The organism is Nitrospira sp. M1, from assembly GCF_965152605.1.
In genome coordinates this window covers 221181-240769 of record NZ_OZ224217.1, presented here as the reverse complement: position 1 = coordinate 240769, position 19589 = coordinate 221181, and the positions used below count along the sequence as shown (strand labels likewise).

The 19589-nt window shown below is 48.6% G+C and carries 17 protein-coding genes and 1 pseudogene; 7 read left to right on the top strand and 11 right to left on the bottom strand.

From position 1 onward, the window contains the following. Nucleotides 1-571: 571 nt before the first annotated feature. Nucleotides 572-1393, top strand: coding sequence for a hypothetical protein (locus ACWHX8_RS01140; protein WP_447970138.1), 822 nt, complete (start codon nucleotides 572-574; stop codon nucleotides 1391-1393). Nucleotides 1394-1421: 28 nt separating this feature from the next. Here the strand turns inward: ACWHX8_RS01140 and ACWHX8_RS01135 are convergent, their stop codons facing one another. From ACWHX8_RS01135 to ACWHX8_RS01110, 6 genes are read right to left on the bottom strand one after another with little or no spacing between them, the layout of a single operon-like run. Further along, a complete protein-coding gene (locus ACWHX8_RS01135; RefSeq protein ID WP_447970137.1) occupies nucleotides 1422-3392 on the bottom strand; it encodes an acetoacetate--CoA ligase in 1971 nt (656 codons plus the stop codon). A gap of 26 nt (nucleotides 3393-3418) precedes the next feature. After that, a complete protein-coding gene (locus ACWHX8_RS01130) occupies nucleotides 3419-4597 on the bottom strand; it encodes a thiolase family protein (protein WP_447970136.1) in 1179 nt (392 codons plus the stop codon). 16 nt (nucleotides 4598-4613) lie between these two features. Further along, complete coding sequence (locus ACWHX8_RS01125) at nucleotides 4614-5258, bottom strand: flavin reductase family protein (protein WP_447970135.1); 645 nt, start codon at nucleotides 5256-5258, stop codon at nucleotides 4614-4616. Then, on the bottom strand, nucleotides 5255-6424 hold the full coding sequence (locus tag ACWHX8_RS01120) for a homogentisate 1,2-dioxygenase (protein ID WP_447970134.1): 1170 nt from the start codon (nucleotides 6422-6424) through the stop codon (nucleotides 5255-5257). The genes ACWHX8_RS01125 and ACWHX8_RS01120 overlap by 4 nt, the downstream gene beginning before the upstream one ends. A gap of 3 nt (nucleotides 6425-6427) precedes the next feature. Next, entirely contained in the window at nucleotides 6428-7279 is an 852-nt protein-coding gene (locus tag ACWHX8_RS01115; protein ID WP_447970133.1) for a fumarylacetoacetate hydrolase family protein, read from the bottom strand. Continuing rightward, complete coding sequence (locus ACWHX8_RS01110) at nucleotides 7276-8421, bottom strand: VOC family protein (RefSeq protein ID WP_447970132.1); 1146 nt, start codon at nucleotides 8419-8421, stop codon at nucleotides 7276-7278. Before ACWHX8_RS01110 ends, ACWHX8_RS01115 begins: the two co-directional genes overlap by 4 nt. 403 nt (nucleotides 8422-8824) lie before the next feature. Here ACWHX8_RS01110 and ACWHX8_RS01105 point away from each other — a divergent pair, with 403 nt between their 5' ends. After that, complete coding sequence (locus ACWHX8_RS01105; protein WP_447970131.1) at nucleotides 8825-10642, top strand: trans-sulfuration enzyme family protein; 1818 nt, start codon at nucleotides 8825-8827, stop codon at nucleotides 10640-10642. Between the two features lie 349 nt (nucleotides 10643-10991). Here the strand turns inward: ACWHX8_RS01105 and cysN are convergent, their stop codons facing one another. Continuing rightward, entirely contained in the window at nucleotides 10992-12899 is a 1908-nt protein-coding gene (gene cysN, locus ACWHX8_RS01100; RefSeq protein ID WP_447970130.1) for a sulfate adenylyltransferase subunit CysN, read from the bottom strand. After that, nucleotides 12899-13843 (bottom strand): sulfate adenylyltransferase subunit CysD, encoded by a 945-nt coding sequence (gene cysD / locus ACWHX8_RS01095; protein WP_447970129.1) that lies wholly within the window; start codon nucleotides 13841-13843, stop codon nucleotides 12899-12901. The genes cysN and cysD overlap by 1 nt, the downstream gene beginning before the upstream one ends. Nucleotides 13844-14585: 742 nt before the next feature. Here cysD and ACWHX8_RS01090 point away from each other — a divergent pair. The 3 genes from ACWHX8_RS01090 (at nucleotide 14586) to ACWHX8_RS01080 (ending at nucleotide 16921) form a co-directional block, all read left to right on the top strand. Further along, complete coding sequence (locus ACWHX8_RS01090; protein ID WP_447970128.1) at nucleotides 14586-15116, top strand: hypothetical protein; 531 nt, start codon at nucleotides 14586-14588, stop codon at nucleotides 15114-15116. A gap of 228 nt (nucleotides 15117-15344) precedes the next feature. Next, nucleotides 15345-15596: a helix-turn-helix domain-containing protein gene (locus ACWHX8_RS01085; RefSeq protein WP_447970127.1), complete on the top strand. Its 252-nt coding sequence runs from the start codon at nucleotides 15345-15347 to the stop codon at nucleotides 15594-15596. After that, complete coding sequence (locus ACWHX8_RS01080) at nucleotides 15596-16921, top strand: type II toxin-antitoxin system HipA family toxin (protein ID WP_447970126.1); 1326 nt, start codon at nucleotides 15596-15598, stop codon at nucleotides 16919-16921. Before ACWHX8_RS01085 ends, ACWHX8_RS01080 begins: the two co-directional genes overlap by 1 nt. A gap of 16 nt (nucleotides 16922-16937) precedes the next feature. Here the strand turns inward: ACWHX8_RS01080 and ACWHX8_RS01075 are convergent, their stop codons facing one another. Both ACWHX8_RS01075 and ACWHX8_RS01070 read right to left on the bottom strand, forming a co-directional pair. Next, nucleotides 16938-17351 (bottom strand): hypothetical protein, encoded by a 414-nt coding sequence (locus tag ACWHX8_RS01075; protein WP_447970125.1) that lies wholly within the window; start codon nucleotides 17349-17351, stop codon nucleotides 16938-16940. A 215-nt stretch (nucleotides 17352-17566) separates the two neighbouring features. Beyond that, entirely contained in the window at nucleotides 17567-18163 is a 597-nt protein-coding gene (locus tag ACWHX8_RS01070; protein WP_447970124.1) for a Tll0287-like domain-containing protein, read from the bottom strand. Nucleotides 18164-18465: 302 nt separating this feature from the next. On the opposite strand from ACWHX8_RS01070, the gene ACWHX8_RS01065 reads away from it, so the two are divergent. Next, a complete protein-coding gene (locus tag ACWHX8_RS01065) occupies nucleotides 18466-18597 on the top strand; it encodes a hypothetical protein (RefSeq protein ID WP_447970123.1) in 132 nt (43 codons plus the stop codon). Between the two features lie 186 nt (nucleotides 18598-18783). Next, nucleotides 18784-19188: a rhodanese-like domain-containing protein gene (locus tag ACWHX8_RS01060; RefSeq protein ID WP_447970122.1), complete on the top strand. Its 405-nt coding sequence runs from the start codon at nucleotides 18784-18786 to the stop codon at nucleotides 19186-19188. Nucleotides 19189-19208: 20 nt separating this feature from the next. Here ACWHX8_RS01060 and ACWHX8_RS01055 read toward each other — a convergent pair. Beyond that, nucleotides 19209-19505, bottom strand: a pseudogene (locus ACWHX8_RS01055) (HipA domain-containing protein); the annotation flags it as partial. Nucleotides 19506-19589: the final 84 nt, after the last annotated feature.

Sequence of the window (19589 nt, the reverse complement as noted above, 5' to 3'; positions counted from 1 at the left end):
TAGAGGTCAAGCTGCTTACTTCATATTACTGACCCAGCTAAACAGCTAAACAGCTAAACACTAAACTCCACGCATGAATAAATGACTGACAAGCCCTTTTCCGCCCTTTTCGTCTTAGGGTCATTCTTGTTCAAATGGTCATTCAAAGAGTCAAGTTTAGGTTTATCACTTACATAACAAGTTATATAGGTCAATTGACTCAATTAGCGATACATTAGCAGTCGTCCATAAGTTTCTCTAGGGATAAAAAGATCCCTCAGGTCATCGAGTCCCCACCTCATGAGCTCGAACCATTTGAGCGAGCTTCGTTTTCCTATTTCCGGAGAGTATTCAGCAGCCCTTTGACATCGTTCAGAGACCACAGAAATATTCCAACCCTCTTGGGCCGAGGCTGGCAATCCTTTAGCCACGTCATCTCATCCACACCCACCACTACGAATTACCTTTCCCCTGATGCATTACTACAGTAAAATATTCATATGAGATATTAGTTGATTCGTTCTGTGTTGGGGAAACGACTGGACATTCTCGAGACGATTGGGTTGTGTACAATTAGATCAAGAGGTTCATCATGAATGCTGTAAAACAAGACCGCTTTGAGGACTTTTGGGAGAGCGTACAGGATAAAATCCATAGTCATCCAGTTATCGTGAATAATCCTTATTGCAAATGGTTTAAGCAGGGCGATGCAACCGAAGAGCAGTTGATTGACTTGTTTGAACAATTTGCCGTCTTTTCAAAATGGTTTTTGCTGGCCCAATTGATGCGAGTTCTGAATGCATCAGACCTGGAGGCTGAAACACATGCACGATATATTTTAGCGAACGAATTGGGTGTGCGACTCAATTCTGACGGCTCCACAGAAAATCAACCATTCAAAACCCAGTGGGCGCATATCAATTGGCTAAGAGAAACTGCCCGTCCGCTTAACCTCGATCCAGAAAAACTTGGGAGCTGGAATTCGGCCTCCTCGTCCACCCGCGCCTTTATCAAGGGACTCGAAGAAACGTATGGGAACAAGGATGGTGAAGTTGGCCGGGGCGCAAGCTACGCCATCGAAACGTGGGCGGCGTGGGGCATTGGAAACGGGGAAGCCGCCGAATCCAATAATTTTTGGAAAGAATTGATTACAGGGATAAAGATGTATAATACGAACAACAAACTCGGTGATGCTTCGGCCATTCCTTTGAAATTTTTCCTCTTCCATTTTAATAGTGAAAAAGGGCACGGTGATAACGTCCTGGATGAACTGAAGGACTCGTTTTTTAAGCCGGAGTTCGATGGCCAAAAGTTTATCGATGCGGGGGTGAAGGCCTTGAACTCCATCTATACGTTCTGGGCAGGCCTGGATCAAACACGGAAAGAAATAAAAATTGAGACGGTTTCTTCTTGAGTCAATACTTGATGTCTCACAAGCAGCATCATCCGCCTTTCCTCAACGATCGGGTGGAGTAGATTTCCTCAAATTCTTTTAAACAATCCAGGTTGGCCATGGACGATGTGTTGAGCAGAGTTTTTCTCTGAAACATATCTCGAATCGCCGATTCCATTTTTTTACCATTCAACGTTTTAGGTACTTCTCTCACCTCGTAGATTTCATGAGGCACATGCCGGGGTGTGGCTTTTTCTCGAAGCTGTTGTTTAATTTTTTCCCTGCAGAGAGACAAGCCATCGGTGTCTTTATGTAAAACCACGAAAAGAATCATTCGTATGTCATGATTGTCTTCCACACCGATGACCAGACTGTCCGCCACTTCTTCCATGCTCTCAACGATTCGGTAGATTTCCGCAGTGCCGATGCGGATGCCACCAGGGTTCAGTGTGGTATCGCTTCTCCCATATACAATAACGCCCCCATCATCCCTGATTTCAATGTAGTCCCCATGAATCCAGACACCGGGGACTTTGTCGAAATAGGCTGTAATATATTTGGCATCCTCTGGATCATTCCAAAAGGCGACCGGCATGGATGGAGCGGGAGCACGGCAGGCTAACTCCCCTTTTTGATTGACAACCGGACGGTTGTTCTCATCCAGTGCCACAACATCCATTCCCAACCCCAAACACTGAATTTCTTCCGACCGAACGGGGAGCATAGGATTGCCCAACATGAAGCAGGAGATGATGTCTGTCCCTCCACAGATGGACGATAACTGAACGTCGTGTTTCACCGTGTTGTATATCCAATTAAAGCATTCTTTATCCAAAGGAGAACCTGTCGACAAAATCGCTCGAAGCGAAGGGAAGTCGTGTGATTTCGATGGATTCACTCCCTGTTTGAAATTCTGTGAAATAAATTTCGGGCTGGTTCCAAACACAGTAATTCCCGCCTCATCGATTAAATCCCATAAGACGTGTAAGTCCGGAAAACCGGGGGATCCTTCGTACAGAACGATCGTTGCCTGTTGTGCCAGAGTCGACGCCAACCAGTTCCACATCATCCAACCACAAGTCGTGTAATAAAACACTACATCCTCCGGTCCGATGTCTGTATGCAGAGCATGTTCCTTGTGATGTTGCAGTAACGTTCCGCCCGCCCCGTGCACAAGGCACTTTGGCAAACCAGTGGTTCCCGAGGAATACATGATGAACAATGGATGATCAAAAGGAAAATGGCTAAATGAAAAACTTACGTGATCTTCCGTGCTGACAAATTGCTCCCACGTCGAGATCGTATGAAAGGGCAACCTCTCGGCTTCCAACGCTGCATTGTCAGGGGAAACAACGATAATCTGCTGCAGGCTAGGAATATCAAGGATGATAGCCTTTAATGTTTCGATGACGGAATACCGTTTTCCGTTGTACATATATCCTTCGACACAGACCAGCACCTTCGGCTCCACTTGTCCGAATCGATCCTTGACTCCTTGTGGTCCGAAATCGGGAGAGCAGGAGGTCCAAATGGCTCCCACGGCCGCGGTGCCCAGCATGGCGATAATGGTTTCGGGGACGTTGGGAAGATAGCCGGCAACCCGATCTCCAGGTCTTATGCCGCAACATAAAAGAGATGAGGCAAACCGCTTGACGTGAACTGTGAGCTCGCCGTACGTGAGCGTCTGAAGAGATTGTCCCTCTACTTTACTGAGAATGGCGGGTTTTCCGGGTGGTGCTGTGAGTAAGTTTTCCGTGTAATTGAGTTCTGCGCCAGGAAACCAACGGGCGCCGGGCATGGACAGAGATGAGAGGGTTTCATCCGGGTGGCGGGAAAATCGTATGCCCGAATATCTTCTATAAAAATCCCAAAACGCCTCGATGTGTTGAACGGACCAGTGATGGAGTTCGACGTAAGAAGTGAAATCCTTAGAGAATTCCCTGTTCACGGCCTGTAAAAACCGGAACATCTTCGACCGTTGCACACGTTCCGTATCGGGTTGCCAGAGGATCTCCTTCATACAGGAATCCCTTTGTCGTTCAGCGGCTACACGATCTCTATGATCATGGCCGTCGCCTCCCCGCCGCCAATACATAAACTGGCCAGACCGCGTCGTAACCCTTTGCTTTTCAGCGCATTGATCAGGGTCACAAGAAGCCTCGCTCCCGTTGCCCCAATGGGATGGCCGAGAGCAATTGATCCTCCATGCACGTTGACCCGTTCAGGATCCAGTCCTAATTGATCGTGCACGATTAAGGACATCGCAGCAAAGGCTTCGTTAATCTCGAACAGATCAATATCGTGTAGTTGAAAACGACACTGCTCAAGAACCTTTTTCACCGCATCGATCGGAGCCAGAGCGAACGTGGCCGGAGATTGTGCATGGGTAGCATACCCTACTATTCTGGCAACTGGGGTCAAAGTCGATAATTCGTTACCGATCACCAATGCTGCAGCTCCGTCGCTGATTTTCGCTCCATTGCCTTTGGTTATGGTTCCACCTGTTTTATCGAAGACGGAGGGAAGGGAAGGAAATTGGCCGAGATCATCACAATCAGGTTGCTCATCGTGCTCAATCACCACCGAATGCCCATGTTGGGTTACGTGCACGGGGACGATTTCCCGGGCAAGCACGCCATCTTTCTGTGCCATCCTCACTCGTTCGTAACTGGTGATTGCGTACGCGTCTTGCCTTTCACGGGAAACAGAATACTGTTGCGAAACGTTTTCACTCAATTCTCCCATGTGCCCGTTTTCGTACTGATCCCACAAACCATCCCAGATGAGGCTGTCAATCATTTGCGCATTTCCCAACTTACGTCCACGGCGCATTTGAGGAACCAGAAAGGGGGCCTGGCTCATGCTTTCCATTCCTCCGGCAACGATGAATCGGGCTTCATTCAACCGAATCCCTTGATCCGCCATCATGACCGCTTTCATTCCCGACCCGCAGACCTTATTGATAGTGGTCGCACCAATATGATCTGGAAGGCCGCTTTTCAGTGCGGCTTGCCGGGCAGGAGCTTGGCCGACGCCAGCGGAGACGACATTTCCGAATATGACTTCATCCACTTGATCATGATCGATTCCACCTCTCTTGAGTGCTTCGGAAATAACGATCGAGCCAAGCTCAGGCGCTGTCAGAGAAGACAAGGCCCCATTGAATGTTCCAATGGGCGTTCGTAACGCACTGTAGATGTAAGTTTCCTCTTTTGCTGTACCCATTTAGTATATCACACTGTTATTTGTCTACCGTTGCGCGTGGCATTCGAAACACATCCGACGTTTTGGTGTAAAAGTCGTCGCCCATTCGGCCAACGTTGCCCATGAATTCAGGTGCTATTCCCTTTTGCCACTCACTATCTTTGAGTTGCGTAGACAGGTGGATGTTTCTCACGTTGCCAAGAACAAGGGTTCCCACTCCCGCCCCTTGACCTAGTGGAATGGTTTGGTTGAGTTCGCACACCAATTGAACCGGACTTTCCGAAATAAACGGCGGTTCCCCGTGACCGCGAAGTATAGGCTGAACTTTGGCCTCATCGAATTCGCTGACATTGGAATCGTAAGGAGCGGAAGAAGCGTTGGCTTTTTCAGCAGCATGGAAGGAAACCGTCCCCACCACATATTTCCCCGTGGCTTTGATGTTTTTTAATGTATCTTTTTCCGATCCATCCCGGTTGAAAAAAATAGAGTTTGAGATAATCGCGGGATTCATAGAGCAAATATTAAAGTAACTAAACGGGGCCAGGTTAAACTTACCCGTCTCCGACACACTCGAGATCCAGGCTATGGGACGCGGCTGTACGATGGAGTTCATCAAATGATAGATGTCCACCCAAAAATGGTTGGCAGGGTGAATGTCGAAAAACTCCGTGTGAAGGGTCATGATGTGCTCTCCTGCCAGCTTGTAGGATAATCGGGATCCTCTAACCCTTCGCTTTGCCGTGTCAAAAACACGGGAGCGAACGTATCGACCATCACAGCCTGCTCATTTGTTTCTTTACGCCCAATTGAATTCTTATAAGCTCCAGGATGCGGACCATGCGGGATGCCGGATGGATGAAAGCTGATCGAACCACGTTCAATGGTTTTCCGGCTGGTAAAATCGCCGGAATGGTAAAACAGCAGTTCGTCGCAATCTACGGAAGAATGGTAAAAGGGACAAGGAACGGCGTGTTCATCGAAGTCTAGCATCCGTGGGAGAAAACTCATTACGGCGAATCCTCCACCCGTAAAGGTCAGATGTGACACCGGCGGCAGATGCACCCTGCCGGTTTTCGGTTGAATGTTGCTCAAATTAATGGCATAGGGATAGACATACCCATCCCATCCACTCATTTTAAAATAATTGTTTGAATAACATGTATGTGTGAACGTCCCCTGCCGTTTACGGACGATAGAAACCGGCTCGTCTCGCTCCATTAACTCAGCATCCCACTCGGGACATTTAAAACTTCGCTCTGAATAGGGAGCATCCATTTTCAACTGGCCGTGAACGTTCATGAAATTGTCAGGAATAGAAAGGTGCTGTTTCGCTTCGACATAGATCAGTTTGGGGGGACTGGAAAAGTTGAACCGGTACGGGCATGACCGGGGAAGGATCAGATAATCTCCTGATACCAGTTTGAGTTTTCCAAACAGGGTTTGAATATCGATTTCACCCTGGGCCAGAAAAAACAGTTCATCTGCATCGTTGTTGGCGAAAAAGGCAGAGTCCAGCTCCACGGGATGGCACAAGCCATAGGTTAGATCGTCGTTGAAAGCAAGCGGAGTGCGCCCGCTGATAAAGTGACCCTGGGGTTGCTCCCTTGAACTTCTGAAATGTCGTCTCTGTAACAGTGTGGTGTCCCGTTTTTCGAGAGAACCCCAAGCCGCATCTGTATACGGCTTGCTTTCCACCTCCCCGGTGGGAGGGTGGTATAAATACAGGATAGAGAAAGGTTCCTCAAACCCTTCGCGCGTAAAACAATATTCATTCAATAAACGATCGCCCGCATAATGAGCGGTATGATGCATTGACGGCATATCTCCCATCTGCAAATATTTGAACATCGCTCATCCGACCCAATGGGTCAGCCTCCCAATACGTTCAATTTCCAATTCCACCTTGTCCCCGGTTTGAAGAAACCGATCCTGTTCAAGACCGCATCCCGTTCCTACCGTACCGCTCGCCAGAATATCTCCCGGATACAGCGTTTGATTTTCTGAAGCAAATGCAATCATTTGCGCAAAGGTAAAGTGGGATGAACCGCTATTACCTTCCGACCATAATTCGCCATTCACCCAGGCACGCATATTCAGGTTTCGGGAATCAGAGATTTCTTCGGGTGTGACCAGCCAGGGGCCCAAGCCGGTATTGAAGTCTTTCGCTTTCGCGGGACCAAGACCCACCTTCATGATTTTTTCCTGGAGTTGACGGGCGCTAAAGTCGTTCACAACCGTATAGGCTCCAATATACTCAGCCGCCTCCTCAACGCCTATCCCATGACATGTCTTTTTCATGACTATAGCCAATTCCAGTTCATAATCTTTCTTGTTTTCGTTTTCCGGAAAATGAACCGTTGTGCCATCCCCGCTGAAACATCGGGTGGACCCATTATACCAGACAGGAAACTCATACCATTCAGGCACGATGTCCAGACCACGCTTTTTTCGGGCGGTGCGAACATGGTCTTCAAATGTATAAAAATCTAAAAACGCCCCAGGACGTTCCACCGGAGGCAGAAGTGTGACCTCCGATAAGGGAACTGGAGATTGTTGCAAAATCTTTTCCCAATGCTGGTCTCCCTCTTTGAGCCAATCCAACGCCTCCGTGGTGGTCATGTGAATCAAAGGATAAACTTTATTTTCGATCAGAAGACCATGCTCCTTCGCTCCCGATTGGGTCACGTATCTCAACAGTTTCATTGCAGGGGTTCCTGCAATTCGATGGCTTCAAACAAGGCCCGGAAATTTCCCTCGCCAAATCCTCCATGCCCACACCGCTGGATGATTTCATAAAAAAATGGCCCTGCGCTTTCATCTTGATAAAGAAGAGAGGCGTCCTTCAGAAAAATTTGCAACAAGTAATGGCCATCCTCACCGTCCACCAATATGCCTTGCTTTTTTAAATCCGCAAGATCTTCCTTGAGTTCGCCGACGTGTTGTTTGGCCATTCTTTCCGGTAAGAGGTCGTAGTAGGTATCGGGAGTTTCGAGAAATTCAATTCCCTTTGATCGAAATTTTTCTACCGTATCCACCAGGTCATCCACAGCCAACGCAATGTGCTGAATCCCCGCGCCATGGTTTTTATCCACAAAGGTCTGAATTTGAGAGTCATTGAAATGAGGATACAGTGGCTCGTTGGAAGCAAATTTCACGTGAGAGCCTGGATCATACATGACCTGTGAGAACAACCCTGTTCCCTTTTTTCCAGACTTGAAATCCGGTGTATGAAAGGACACGTTCCAAAATTTTTTGAAGTCCATGACCTGCTCGAAGAAACTCCAAATGGGATAGATGGTTCTTGCGTTTACGGTGATGTGATCAATGCTGTTCAATGGTGAATGCTCATGCGATGGCGAAGAGATTCGTTCAAACATGGGAATTTCATCGTCCGGTCCTTCGATTTCCAGGAAGGTGAACTCTAAAAAACCGATCGGAGAGGCGATGGTGATAAAATGGTGGCGGCTATGTTTTGAATGAATGTCTTTCTCCCTGTGGACAAACGTCGCATGATGATCTTGCAAATAGTCGATCGTTTGATCCAGGTTTTCTACCTGAAGGACAACCTTACGGATTCCCGGACATAATGTTTTCAAATATTGAGCGGTATAGCTGTTGGTCGTCAGCGGAGATGACACCATGATCTTAATGTCATTGGCGGAAAAATAGATGGCTTTACTTTTGAATTTATCCTCCCAATCCTGTGTGGACTGATGGGTCTCAGCAAATCCCATTTTATTGAGGTAGAAGTCACGACTGCGGTCGAAGTAATCCACCACAAATTCAATCGAATACACTTTTTTGATTCCCAGCGCTGATGGCCGTTCCATTGCCTTATGCCCCATGAATAGAATCCATGTGTCCACTATTGTGTTAAAGGATATGACGATTCAACGTCTATCATCATTATATAATGAAAATGCTCTTGTTGCCTAATGAACCAGAGATATTGGGCGCCTGAACATTCGTCTCACATAGCGATTACATGAATGCCACATGAAAACCAATATTCATAATCGGCGGGACTGTTTCAAAATCTTCAGTCCATCAATATTCTCACGGCTCGCCTAGTGGAGCATTGACCAGAAAAGGATCCGTGACGATAAAAAGGGAACGGAAGCTTTTCAAGTCTTTCTTGTTGCCACGGCCCTGTATGCAACGATTCGTTTGAGGTTTGAGAAAGAGATCAATACAGGTATAGTGTATTCATTCGCCGGAAGGATAGGCGTATAGACGGAGCATATGTCCATGGACAGAATAACCCCATCTCAAAAACAGATCCTTGCGGGAATGAGGAAGCTGTCGCCAAAACGCAATACAACAGCTGCCAATAGCGCCGAAGCGCTGGTTGCCGAACAGTTGGCGCATTTTGGTATTGATGCCGATAGCGAGTTCGGACAAATTCTCGCCCGGGTGACCCAACGCCTGTACGAATCACAGACCGACTTCGAATTGTTATGGAATCTGACGCTCACAACCGTTGGTGAACTCGACCGCAGTGATCAAATCGCCTACTTCAATGCCAAGAAGTTTCTCTCCTTCCAACTGGCGAAATTGTTGGACACCGCGCAAAACCCATTTCGGCGAACGTACCAGGCATTGGATTACCATCCATCGACCCGAACAACCAAGGGACCGTACGCCGTCTTCGATAACGTCACCGCCCTTTTTTCGGCCACACCCGTGATTGCCCGAACAGCGACCTATATTTATGCCTGCGCCGAATGGATCGAAGATGCATTCAAGGGTAAGGAACTTCTGCTGGAGATCTATTCCCGATTATTGAATCCCACATCGATTTCTCTCGCGAATTTTGTCGTCGACCTTGAAGCCGGCCCCTATGCCGATCAATACTTCGCATGGAACTTTAGCAGCGGTATGTCCGCTATCGACGGCGTATTGTCACACGTACTTGGACGTGACGATGTCTTGATCACCAGCCGCAATATCTACGGCGGAGCCCATCAGCTTATTTACGATTGGTATGCCAAAAAAGGCAATCTTGAAATTGCCGTTGAACAATTCGATGGATGTGAGGCGGCAGACTTCGCCATTTGCTGGACGCACGTTAAAAAGAAATACGCCGATCGCTTCGCCGCCGGACGTAAGGCCTATTTGTATTTGGAGTCACCGTCTAATCCACACGGCGACGTCTTGGACGTGCCGGCGATCTGCCGTAACGCCCACGGCGAAGGATTACGGGTCATGCTTGACGCCACGGTTGGCACACCGTTCCTGGTCCGCCCCCTGCAACGCGAGGATCACGACGAACGTCCGGACTTTGTGATTCACAGCTATACCAAGGACCTCAGCGGCACCGGCACCGTCATTGCCGGAACGGTCATCGGTCGTACTCACGACATGTTCGCCCCGAAGGGGTATGAACCCGATGAAACAGCCCAATCCGATGGCGCTCAATCATGGCGCGATACCATGTTCTGGAATGTGTACTACGTGAAAGGTGCATTCCTGAACGCCGATTCGGCCTTTGAGGTTATTCAGGGCATGCGAACGCTTGACATACGCATGCTGGCCAAGTGCATCAACACACAAATCCTCGCCCAGTTCCTCGACACTCATCCTCAAATCAATGTGCGTTCGAACGCACTGAACAACCACCCCAATGCGGCTCTGCGAGAAAAACTGCTATTTCTCGGTTTACCCTCACCTCTGTTTACGATCGATATGGATAAAATTTCGCCTGACGCATTTCACCGTTTCTTTGATTCGCTGTCACCCACGTTCGGGCACATGATTTCACTGGGCCAGTCCAACACTATCGTTAGCTGTCCGGCGTTGACCACGCATTCCGAGCTCGACGAAACGGCCCTAGCTGAAGCCGGTATTCGCCCGACCACCATTCGATTCGCGATCGGCGATGAGCATCCGCGTGACCTCATCAATCACTTTCTCAGTGCAGCGAAACTTGCCATCGATCCGATGGACCCAGGTTTTAGCGATCGTTTCGGTGCCCCATCCACCATCGAGGCTTTAATTCGAGATTGTTATACCGACATACATCGACGATATATCGAATCGTCGTTGTCCACAAAGTCGACCTCGTGATGAGAGCCCGACGACTTCAGTCTTCTCAAACAGCGACACGTTCTGCATAAGACCACATGGTCAAATTAGAGATTCATCGTCTCACGCATTACATGTACTTCTAGCTCTTCCAGAGCAGGGTTGAATAGATGACTTACCGGTGGGGAGACCATGAGGAGAGGAATGCTTGTCTCACGTTACGTTATTACTCAACGTAGAAACGCCTTCTCATGATGAAGAGTTGGATTCGCTATAATAATGAGAAACTGTTAGGGATTAGGGCTTCAAGTATTTTTTTCCGCATTCCTATTTCCTCAAACAGGTACAACAGACTTGCAACCGCGTATGGGAACGTTAGATTTAAGGCATCTTAATCACTAGACAAAAGCCTTTTACGATCAAGTTCATCAAAAATGGTTAATGCGGCCTGCTCCGCTGTATCCTTTGAACCGTCAATGATAACTTCAGCATGTTCAGGACGTTCATATGGAGAATCGATTCCCGTAAAGTTCTTCACTTCGCCGGCTCGAGCTTTTTTGTACAGCCCCTTCACATCTCGACGTTCACACACTTCCAGAGGAGTATCGATGAAGACTTCCAGAAACTCTTTATCTTCTACCATCGCACGGGCCATTTGCCGCTCACTTCGAAAAGGTGAGATAAACGAGACCAGCACAATCAAACCCGCATCGACCATCAACTTGGCAGTTTCTGCCACGCGGCGAATGTTCTCCACGCGATCAGCGTCGGTAAAACCCAAATCTCGATTCAGACCGTGCCGCACATTATCACCATCCAACAAATAGGTGTGATGGCCCAAAGAGTGCAGTTTCTTTTCCACCAGATTGGCAATTGAAGACTTTCCTGCCCCTGATAACCCGGTAAACCACAAGATAAATGGTTTCTGCCCTTTCAGTTGCGCACGAGCCGCTTTATGAATATCTACGGATTGCCAATGAATATTATGAGCACGACGCAGGGCGAAATCGATCATGCCAGCAGCAATCGTCCCATTGGTATACCGATCAATTAAAATAAATGAGCCAGTATCTCGATTGTCCTGATAGGCGTCAAAGCACACTGGGTGATCCAGTGAAAAATTGCAGATACCCACTTCGTTGAGTTCCAACGTCTTTGTGGCAAGATGTTCGAGCGTGTTGATATTGACCTTATATTTGATTGCGCTGACTTGGGCGATTCTCGTTTGAAATCCGATCTTGATGAGATAACGACGGCCAGGCAAAAGCGGCTCTTCATGCATCCAAATAAGTTTGGCTTCAAACTGATCGGCAAAATCCGGTCGTGCACGAGGATCACTCAGGACTTCACCGCGACTGACATCAATTTCATCAGATAATGTCACCGTGACGGCTTGACCAGCCACTCCACGCTCGAGATCTCCGTCAAATGTCACAATTCGCTCAATGGTGCTTGTTTTCCCGGAAGAAGGAACGACAACAGAGTCTCCAGGAAGTAAGGTTCCACTGACAATCGTGCCAGAAAATCCACGAAAGTCCAGATGTGGACGGTTGACCCACTGAACAGGCATCCGGAATGGTTTGACCGTGACATCTTGATTGATATGGACTGTTTCCAAATAACTCATGATCGTCGGGCCTTGGTACCACGACATGGCGTCACTTGGATAGAGAAGGTTGTCACCCTTTAAGGCTGAAATCGGAATGGCCACAACGTTCTCGAAATCTAAGGACGCACGAAAGGACGCATACTCAAATTGAATCGAGTCGAATTGCTCTTCTGAATAGTCCACCAAATCCATTTTATTGATCGCAAGAACGATATGTTTGACTCCCAGTAACGAAAGGATAAAGCTGTGCCGCTTGGTCTGCGTCAGAACCCCCTTGCGGGCATCGATCATCAGGACAGCCAAATCAACCGTTGAGGCGCCTGTAGCCATATTCCGTGTGTACTGTTCATGCCCTGGTGTATCGGCAACGATGAACTTTCGCTTACCGGTCGAAAAGAATCGATAGGCCACATCGATCGTAATGCCCTGTTCGCGTTCAGCTTGTAACCCATCGACCAGTAACGCGTAGTCGATCTCTCCTTGTTGCGTCCCGACTCTTTTGCTTTCAGATTCCAGCGAGGTGAGCTGATCGTCAAGAACGAGTTTCGAGTCCCACAACAATCGACCGATGAACGTGCTCTTGCCGTCATCCACACTTCCGCAGGTCATAAAACGCAACAACCCCAGTTCGGTGCTCGTTGGGCAGGCAGTCTCAGGTTCGTGTTGGATTTCGTGAGAATCGTAGGGCATTAGAAGTACCCCTCTTGTTTTTTCTTTTCCATTGAACCGACCGAATCATGATCGATGAGTCGTCCTTGACGTTCCGAATTTCTTGAACCTAACATCTCCTGAATGATTTCTGGCAAACTAGACGCGGTTGACTCAATTGCCCCAGAGAGGGGATAACAGCCAAGTGTACGAAACCGTACAGATCGCATGACTGGCTTTTCACCAGGACGGAGAGGGAGGCGGTCGTCGTCAACCATGATCAACATGTCATCTCGCTCAACGACTGGCCGTTCTTTGGCAAAATAGAGCGGCACAACCGGGATTTTTTCCTGATGGATATATTCCCATACATCAATTTCTGTCCAGTTGGACAAGGGAAAAGCTCGAAGACTTTCTCCATTTCGCACTCGAGTATTATAAATATTCCATAGCTCTGGGCGCTGATTCTTCGGATCCCATCGATGAGTTGACGTGCGAAATGACAACACTCGCTCTTTCGCACGAGAGGCTTCTTCATCCCGGCGCGCCCCGCCAAACGCTGCATCATAGCGATATTTCTCCAGCGCTTGCTTCAAGGCCTCGGTTTTCATCACATCCGTCCATAGCGAGGATCCATGAGTCAGTGGGTTCATGCCTTGCTCGAGACCACGGCTATTCGTATACACAGTGAGGTCTAGTCCATACTCATCCGCAATCTTTCCACGGAACTCAATCATCTCACTAAACTTCCACGTTGTATCGACATGAAGAAGGGGAAAGGGCAGTTTGGATGGGGAAAACGCCTTGCGTGCCAGATGTAGTAGCACCGAGGAATCCTTCCCAATCGAATAAAGCATTACCGGATTTTCGCACTCAGCCACAACCTCGCGAAATATATAGATACTTTCGGCTTCTAACTGCTGCAAATGTGAAGACTTCGAGACGCTCAGGGAAGAACGCTGAGGCTCTTGTACGGAGAATGGCATAATGACCTCACGAGTAATGGAAAAAACGCTGTGAATTCAAAAGAAAATGATCAAAAGACAAGCTGTCGTGCTTGAATCGACAGAGTTGACGACAAAACCAACTACACCTTATCTCGCCACTATGACTATATCAACTGTTTCCACAACCCTACACTCAGATAATTGCATCATAGAGAAATCCACACCTGTGTCGCTTCACGATGCCTCTTGCACCAGGCAATATGGCATATTGCGATTCTTGTACGATATCACCACATTCTCTAGAAGCAAATCTTATCAAATGAAATATCGCGAGGCCGACAATTGTCCTTCATTCTCAATACTTTAGAAGCATATGTTCAATGGCGGTGACGACAAAACGGTCCAGCCACCATAACGTCATTATCTGAATGGACCAGATTGAGGTACGGCAAATTAATAGTCACACAACAAGCTCACGGTAACATCTCCAGTCCGATCATGGCAGGAAGTCCTATGAAACACACAAATTATAGCGAAAGCAAATAACTTCCAGCCGGAAGTTCATCATGTACACAGCGTAAAAACACACATCGTACAGACGGAAGTATATGGGAATGGCTATAACGCATTGATGCGTTTAGAGCTGTCCACAATTTTTACGTTTATCAAGTTGCCAGAGCCTTCGAATCTATTGACAGCATCTTTCCTAGATGAAGAGAATACCACTGAATTCCTTCTTAACATTCAACGGGACATACCAGCATTACCAATGAGCTATTTCATGAGATGTCACTCTCGACTCACTCGCCTTCTCATTCTCCTCATTCCACTGCTCATCTGTGGGGTTTGGGGAGAATCCGCGAATGCTCTTGGAAAAGCTGGAAGGAGTGACATCGTGTTGTCTCGCCATGGGACGCACACCATTCAAAACGGGCCAACACTTCCCACGATCAGAGGGGGAACATCACAATCAAAGATAACACAGAGGCCTGCTCCAAGGGTGCAAGTGCCGAGACAAAAACCAACGGTAAAACGGCGGCTCTTTCAATTTCCTCAATTTCCTCAATTTCATCGCCCTATCCCTTTTTTCTATCCATCCATAATACCCGAGCACTCTGACTCGATGACCACCGTCATGCCAGAGGATAGCTCTCCCCCCAAACCTGTACTCAAAGAAAAACCCAAACCTTCTGAAGCATCACATCCTCTCGTCATTGAACTACGATGCGGGAAATACGTCCGTATCCCTTGGCCAGAGTCAGGCATATTGCATGCTGAGGAAGGACAAGAAGAACGGTGCGCTTCGCCTTAGAGTATAAGGTCGGAGCTTTCAAATACCTCTCTTACCCTCAAACACAACTGCAACCTACGGATAACAGCAAATTCCATTCCTCAAAAAAAAAATGTAATAGGCGGCTGCATACGCCAAACTATAACCCACCGATATACCTTTTATCGTATAATTATAATATATACGCTAATTCTAATATTGCATAATTATACCGTGCAGCGTATATTGTAGCTAAATAAAAGGAAGAGAATGAGTCATCTTGCACGCAATCCAAAACAGATCGGCAATCTGGTCCGCCAAGCCCGGAAGGAACGGGGCTTGAGTCAAACGCAGCTTGGTGAAAAGGCGGGGTTGCGTCAGGCGACTATTTCTCAGCTCGAAACCGGGAATCCAGCAGCGACCATGGAAACCATTCTTGCTGTTCTGGCCTCTCTTGATCTGGAGTTTCAGATCGTGCGGCGATCCAAAGGATCGGCTGCCGCAATCGAGGATATTTTCTGATGGCACGGTCCCGCCAACATCGTCCGCTACATGTGCTTTTGAACAATCGCCTGGTTGGTCAGCTTGAGAAGGCGGTAAGCGGGGCTGTCGCGTTTCAATATGACCAAAGCTGGCTAGCGTGGAAACATGCGATTCCGATTTCGCTCTCCCTGCCATTACGGGAAGATCCGTTCCGTGGAGAACCGGTTATGGCAGTAGTTGAAAACCTTTTGCCGGACTCGGACGCACTCCGCGGACGTGTGGCGGAAAGAGTTGGCGCGGCAGGGACTGATGCCTACAGCCTACTTGCGGCCATTGGCCGCGACTGTGTCGGGGCATTGCAATTTATCAGTAAGGATGAAGCCGTTCCTACCCTGGGGACCATGGACATTTCCGGCGAGGCAGTCACGAATGTCGCCATAGAAAAACTGCTCAATAATTTGGCGCAAGCCCCTATGGGGCTGAGCCGTGATGATGCGTTTCGGATATCAATAGCTGGGGCCCAGGAAAAGACGGCACTGCTCCGGTATAAAGGAAAATGGTTCAAACCACATGGGACGACACCAACCACCCATATTTTCAAAAAACAGATCGGTCCGCTGCCGAACGGTCTTGACCTTTCGAGCAGTGTCGAAAATGAATATTACTGTCTGAAACTGGCGGCAGCCTTTAGCCTACCGGTCGCCAAAGCGGATATTCGCACATTTGGCAAGACAAAGGCGCTGGTGATCGAACGCTTTGACCGGCGATGGACGAAAGATAAGCGACTCTTGCGTTTACCGCAAGAGGATTGCTGTCAGGCACTGTCCGTGCCACCGACCAGAAAATATCAACGTGATGGCGGACCAGGAATAGTCGAAGTCTTAGATTTACTCAAGGGCAGCGACGACCCTGGCAAAGACCAGAAAACGGTGTTGAAAGCGCAAATTCTTTTCTGGTTGATTGGTGCCACAGACGGGCATGCCAAGAATTTCAGTCTCTTTCTTGGGCCGGGTGGCAGTTATTCGTTAACGCCGCTCTATGATGTACTCACGGCACAACCAAACTTCCGTGCGGGTCAGATTCAACGCAAGCAGATGAAGCTCGCGATGTCGATTGGCACCAGCCGTCACTATCACATCAGCGAAATTATCAGGCGGCATTTCATTCAGACTGGTGATGCAGCCGGACTACCCAAAGCCCTGATTCGTGAATCGATAGAGGAAATGGTGGATACGGGAAAGGCGGCCATTCATACAATCGAAAGCGAATTACCCACTGATTTTCCCGAAGTCATTCATACTTCAGTTCGGGATGCCCTGATCGACCGTCTAGCCAAATTACGGGTGAGCCGGACAGCGGGATAATTTGTCTTGGCTTTTCTTAGCCCGATGATTTACTCGGAAGCTGCGGATGGGGAACCCGCGAATACAGCAAATCCCTGGTTTTATACTCTTCAAATTCCTCATGAGTGGTCACGGCTGCCGTCCCCATATGCTCTATCCACTGTTTACTCCCTGCCCCTTTTATGCGTATCAAATAGAGACCTGGGTTCAAATCGCTTACCAGACGTTTGTCCAAAACCCAATAACAGCCTTCTTCCGTCGGGAATTCTGCCGTCCATTCGCTGCACTTTTGAGAAGCGGCCACTCCTATGCGATACGCCTCATTCATATGTTCACAGAATGACTCGGCATCAGCAGTACAATCAAATGCTTGGATACGATGAGCCGCACCGTTCAGCACATACGACCGGCCAGTTCCAAGCGGAGTGTCGATTTTGTAGGGACCATTCATGATTGAGTTACCTCTTTACACCGGCTTTTCACTCTCGCCAAAACTCATTGCGTTGCCGCGATTGATCACATGGTAGCAGAGGCCCCCCAACAGAGGCACGAGGCATAGCCCGATCGTCACGCCACGCATGACGAGATGTCTAGAAATCTCCTTTTCCAGCCAGCTTACCCCACATGTCGCATCGATGAGGGTTGCTCTTCTTCGGTTGGCCTTCCCTATTGGGGAAGCGGAATCGTTACAAGAATCCCACCCATCACGTCTCCCACCTTGAAATCTCTTCTTGAACTTCTGGGGTGCACATTATGACAATCGGCGCATCTGTAAGACAGGGCTTTGTCGGCATAGAGTGCTTGGAAGACACGAGCCTTGCCATCGGTTGTAACGCCTGTATAGGGACGATCGGGATTCGCGAGGATTTTCGTCAGCGCGGTCCGCTCAAACTCTGTCGTTGGTCTATTCCTTCTATTTATCGGCCAATTGCTGATCAGCCGGAATCGAATTCCATTGGGTTCTCCAGCTACGAGCCGCCCTGTTTCGAGTAAAAATTGCGCGGGTAAAGGGAGATCTCCGTCCTCCTTCCAGTGTTCCGAGGCGGTGACAATGCCTCGCGTCTGCATCCGCTCCACAATCTCGCTCGTGTAAAACGTTCGATCCGCCTGGACTATACTATGTATATAATTGGCGACAATTTTAGGGGATATGCCCTTGAGCGGAATTGTCTCCTCGCTCGCAGCTGAGAACACCCACTGACCGAGTAGGCAAGTGGAAATAGTTCCAACAGCGAGTCCCAAACAAAAGCCTCTCATCTTCATGATGGATCCTCCATTTCTGCTTGTGGCTTGATTCACTCATGGGCTTCGATCGACGCGCTCGCAAACCAATAATTCCTGACAGGAATTGAACTATAGTACTCCCATTGTCAAGACCAAAACCAGCGCTTTTTATGAGAGAAACTCAGGAGTTATTGCTCCATATAATGACTGGTTCGTATTCTTGCCCTACGGCACCTCGGGAATAGGAACTTTAAACGGTCGCTTGGGTCGAACAGGAAAGTACCAAAGATCTCGGTGGGGGAATCTGTGGGCACCTGCTCACTGACTTGCGGAAAATCACCATGCGAGGAAGGTTTGCCAGGGCTGGTCCCATGGATCCATCCCAGCATGACGCGCCATGGTGCGTGGGAGCGGGCGACTGGGGCAAAGGGGGAGTGTGGGCTCAGGCATTGAACCGGAATCCTGGGGGATAAAGCTGTTTGAACCCGTAGGATTAGGCTGCCTGGAACAACTCGTCGAACCGGGCAGCGGCCCCTACCTCTGCATAAAAATGAGGGGAGCCAGGTATACTTGTGGAGTTGCCGAGAGTTTAAACGCTCACCACAACCAAAAGGATTGTCCAAAAAACAGTTCAGTTCATGTGCTTCATTTAAAAAACCATGCGTGGCGTAACTCAATTACATTGGGTCCTCGGGTTCGGCGTATTTACTCTTCTTGTCTCATGTTCGAAGAAAGGGCTGTCCGATATGACCGCAGAGCAACTGTTAGCCTCCATTGAAACGCACACCGCCCCAGTGATCGTGGATGTCCGCTCGCAAAATGAATACGATTCCGGGCATGTGCCCGGCGCTGTGCATCTGCCTTTTTACGCCATTTGGAGCCGTCACGAGAAGACAAAGGCCACACCGGAAGACCCGATTGTCTTGTATTGCGAGCATGGCCCAAGAGCGTGGATCGGGAAATTCACTTTCTGGACGATGGGGTATAAAAGTATTGTTTACTTGGACGGTCACATGTCAGGCTGGAAACAGCGAGGCCTGCCCATGTCCAACCGCGTCGAATAGCCGGATGAGTACATGAGGCCGATTCGATAGTGCCGCTTTGTGCCGACCGACATGGCAAGCTTCATTTGCTTGCTTTCAATTTGACGCACTTCCAAGCTCGGCTGAGCGGTGAGGACGTCATAGAGAGGAGTCAGGTGGTAACTGCCACCAGGACCGAGAAAAATGCTGAAATTCTTGGCGTGCCCGTCCGTCGCGCCAATGAGCCAGAAGAAGATTTGGGCCTTCAACACGATTTTCTGGTCTTTGAGGGGATGATCGCTTCCTTTGAGCAGGTCAAGAACCTGAACCATTCCTGGTCCTCCCTCGCTTTGATATTGCCATATTCAACCTGGAAGTGCACCACGCGCTTCGCGAAAGACTTCGTAGGTGAAGGAGGACATTCTACTTTTTCTGACGTCCTA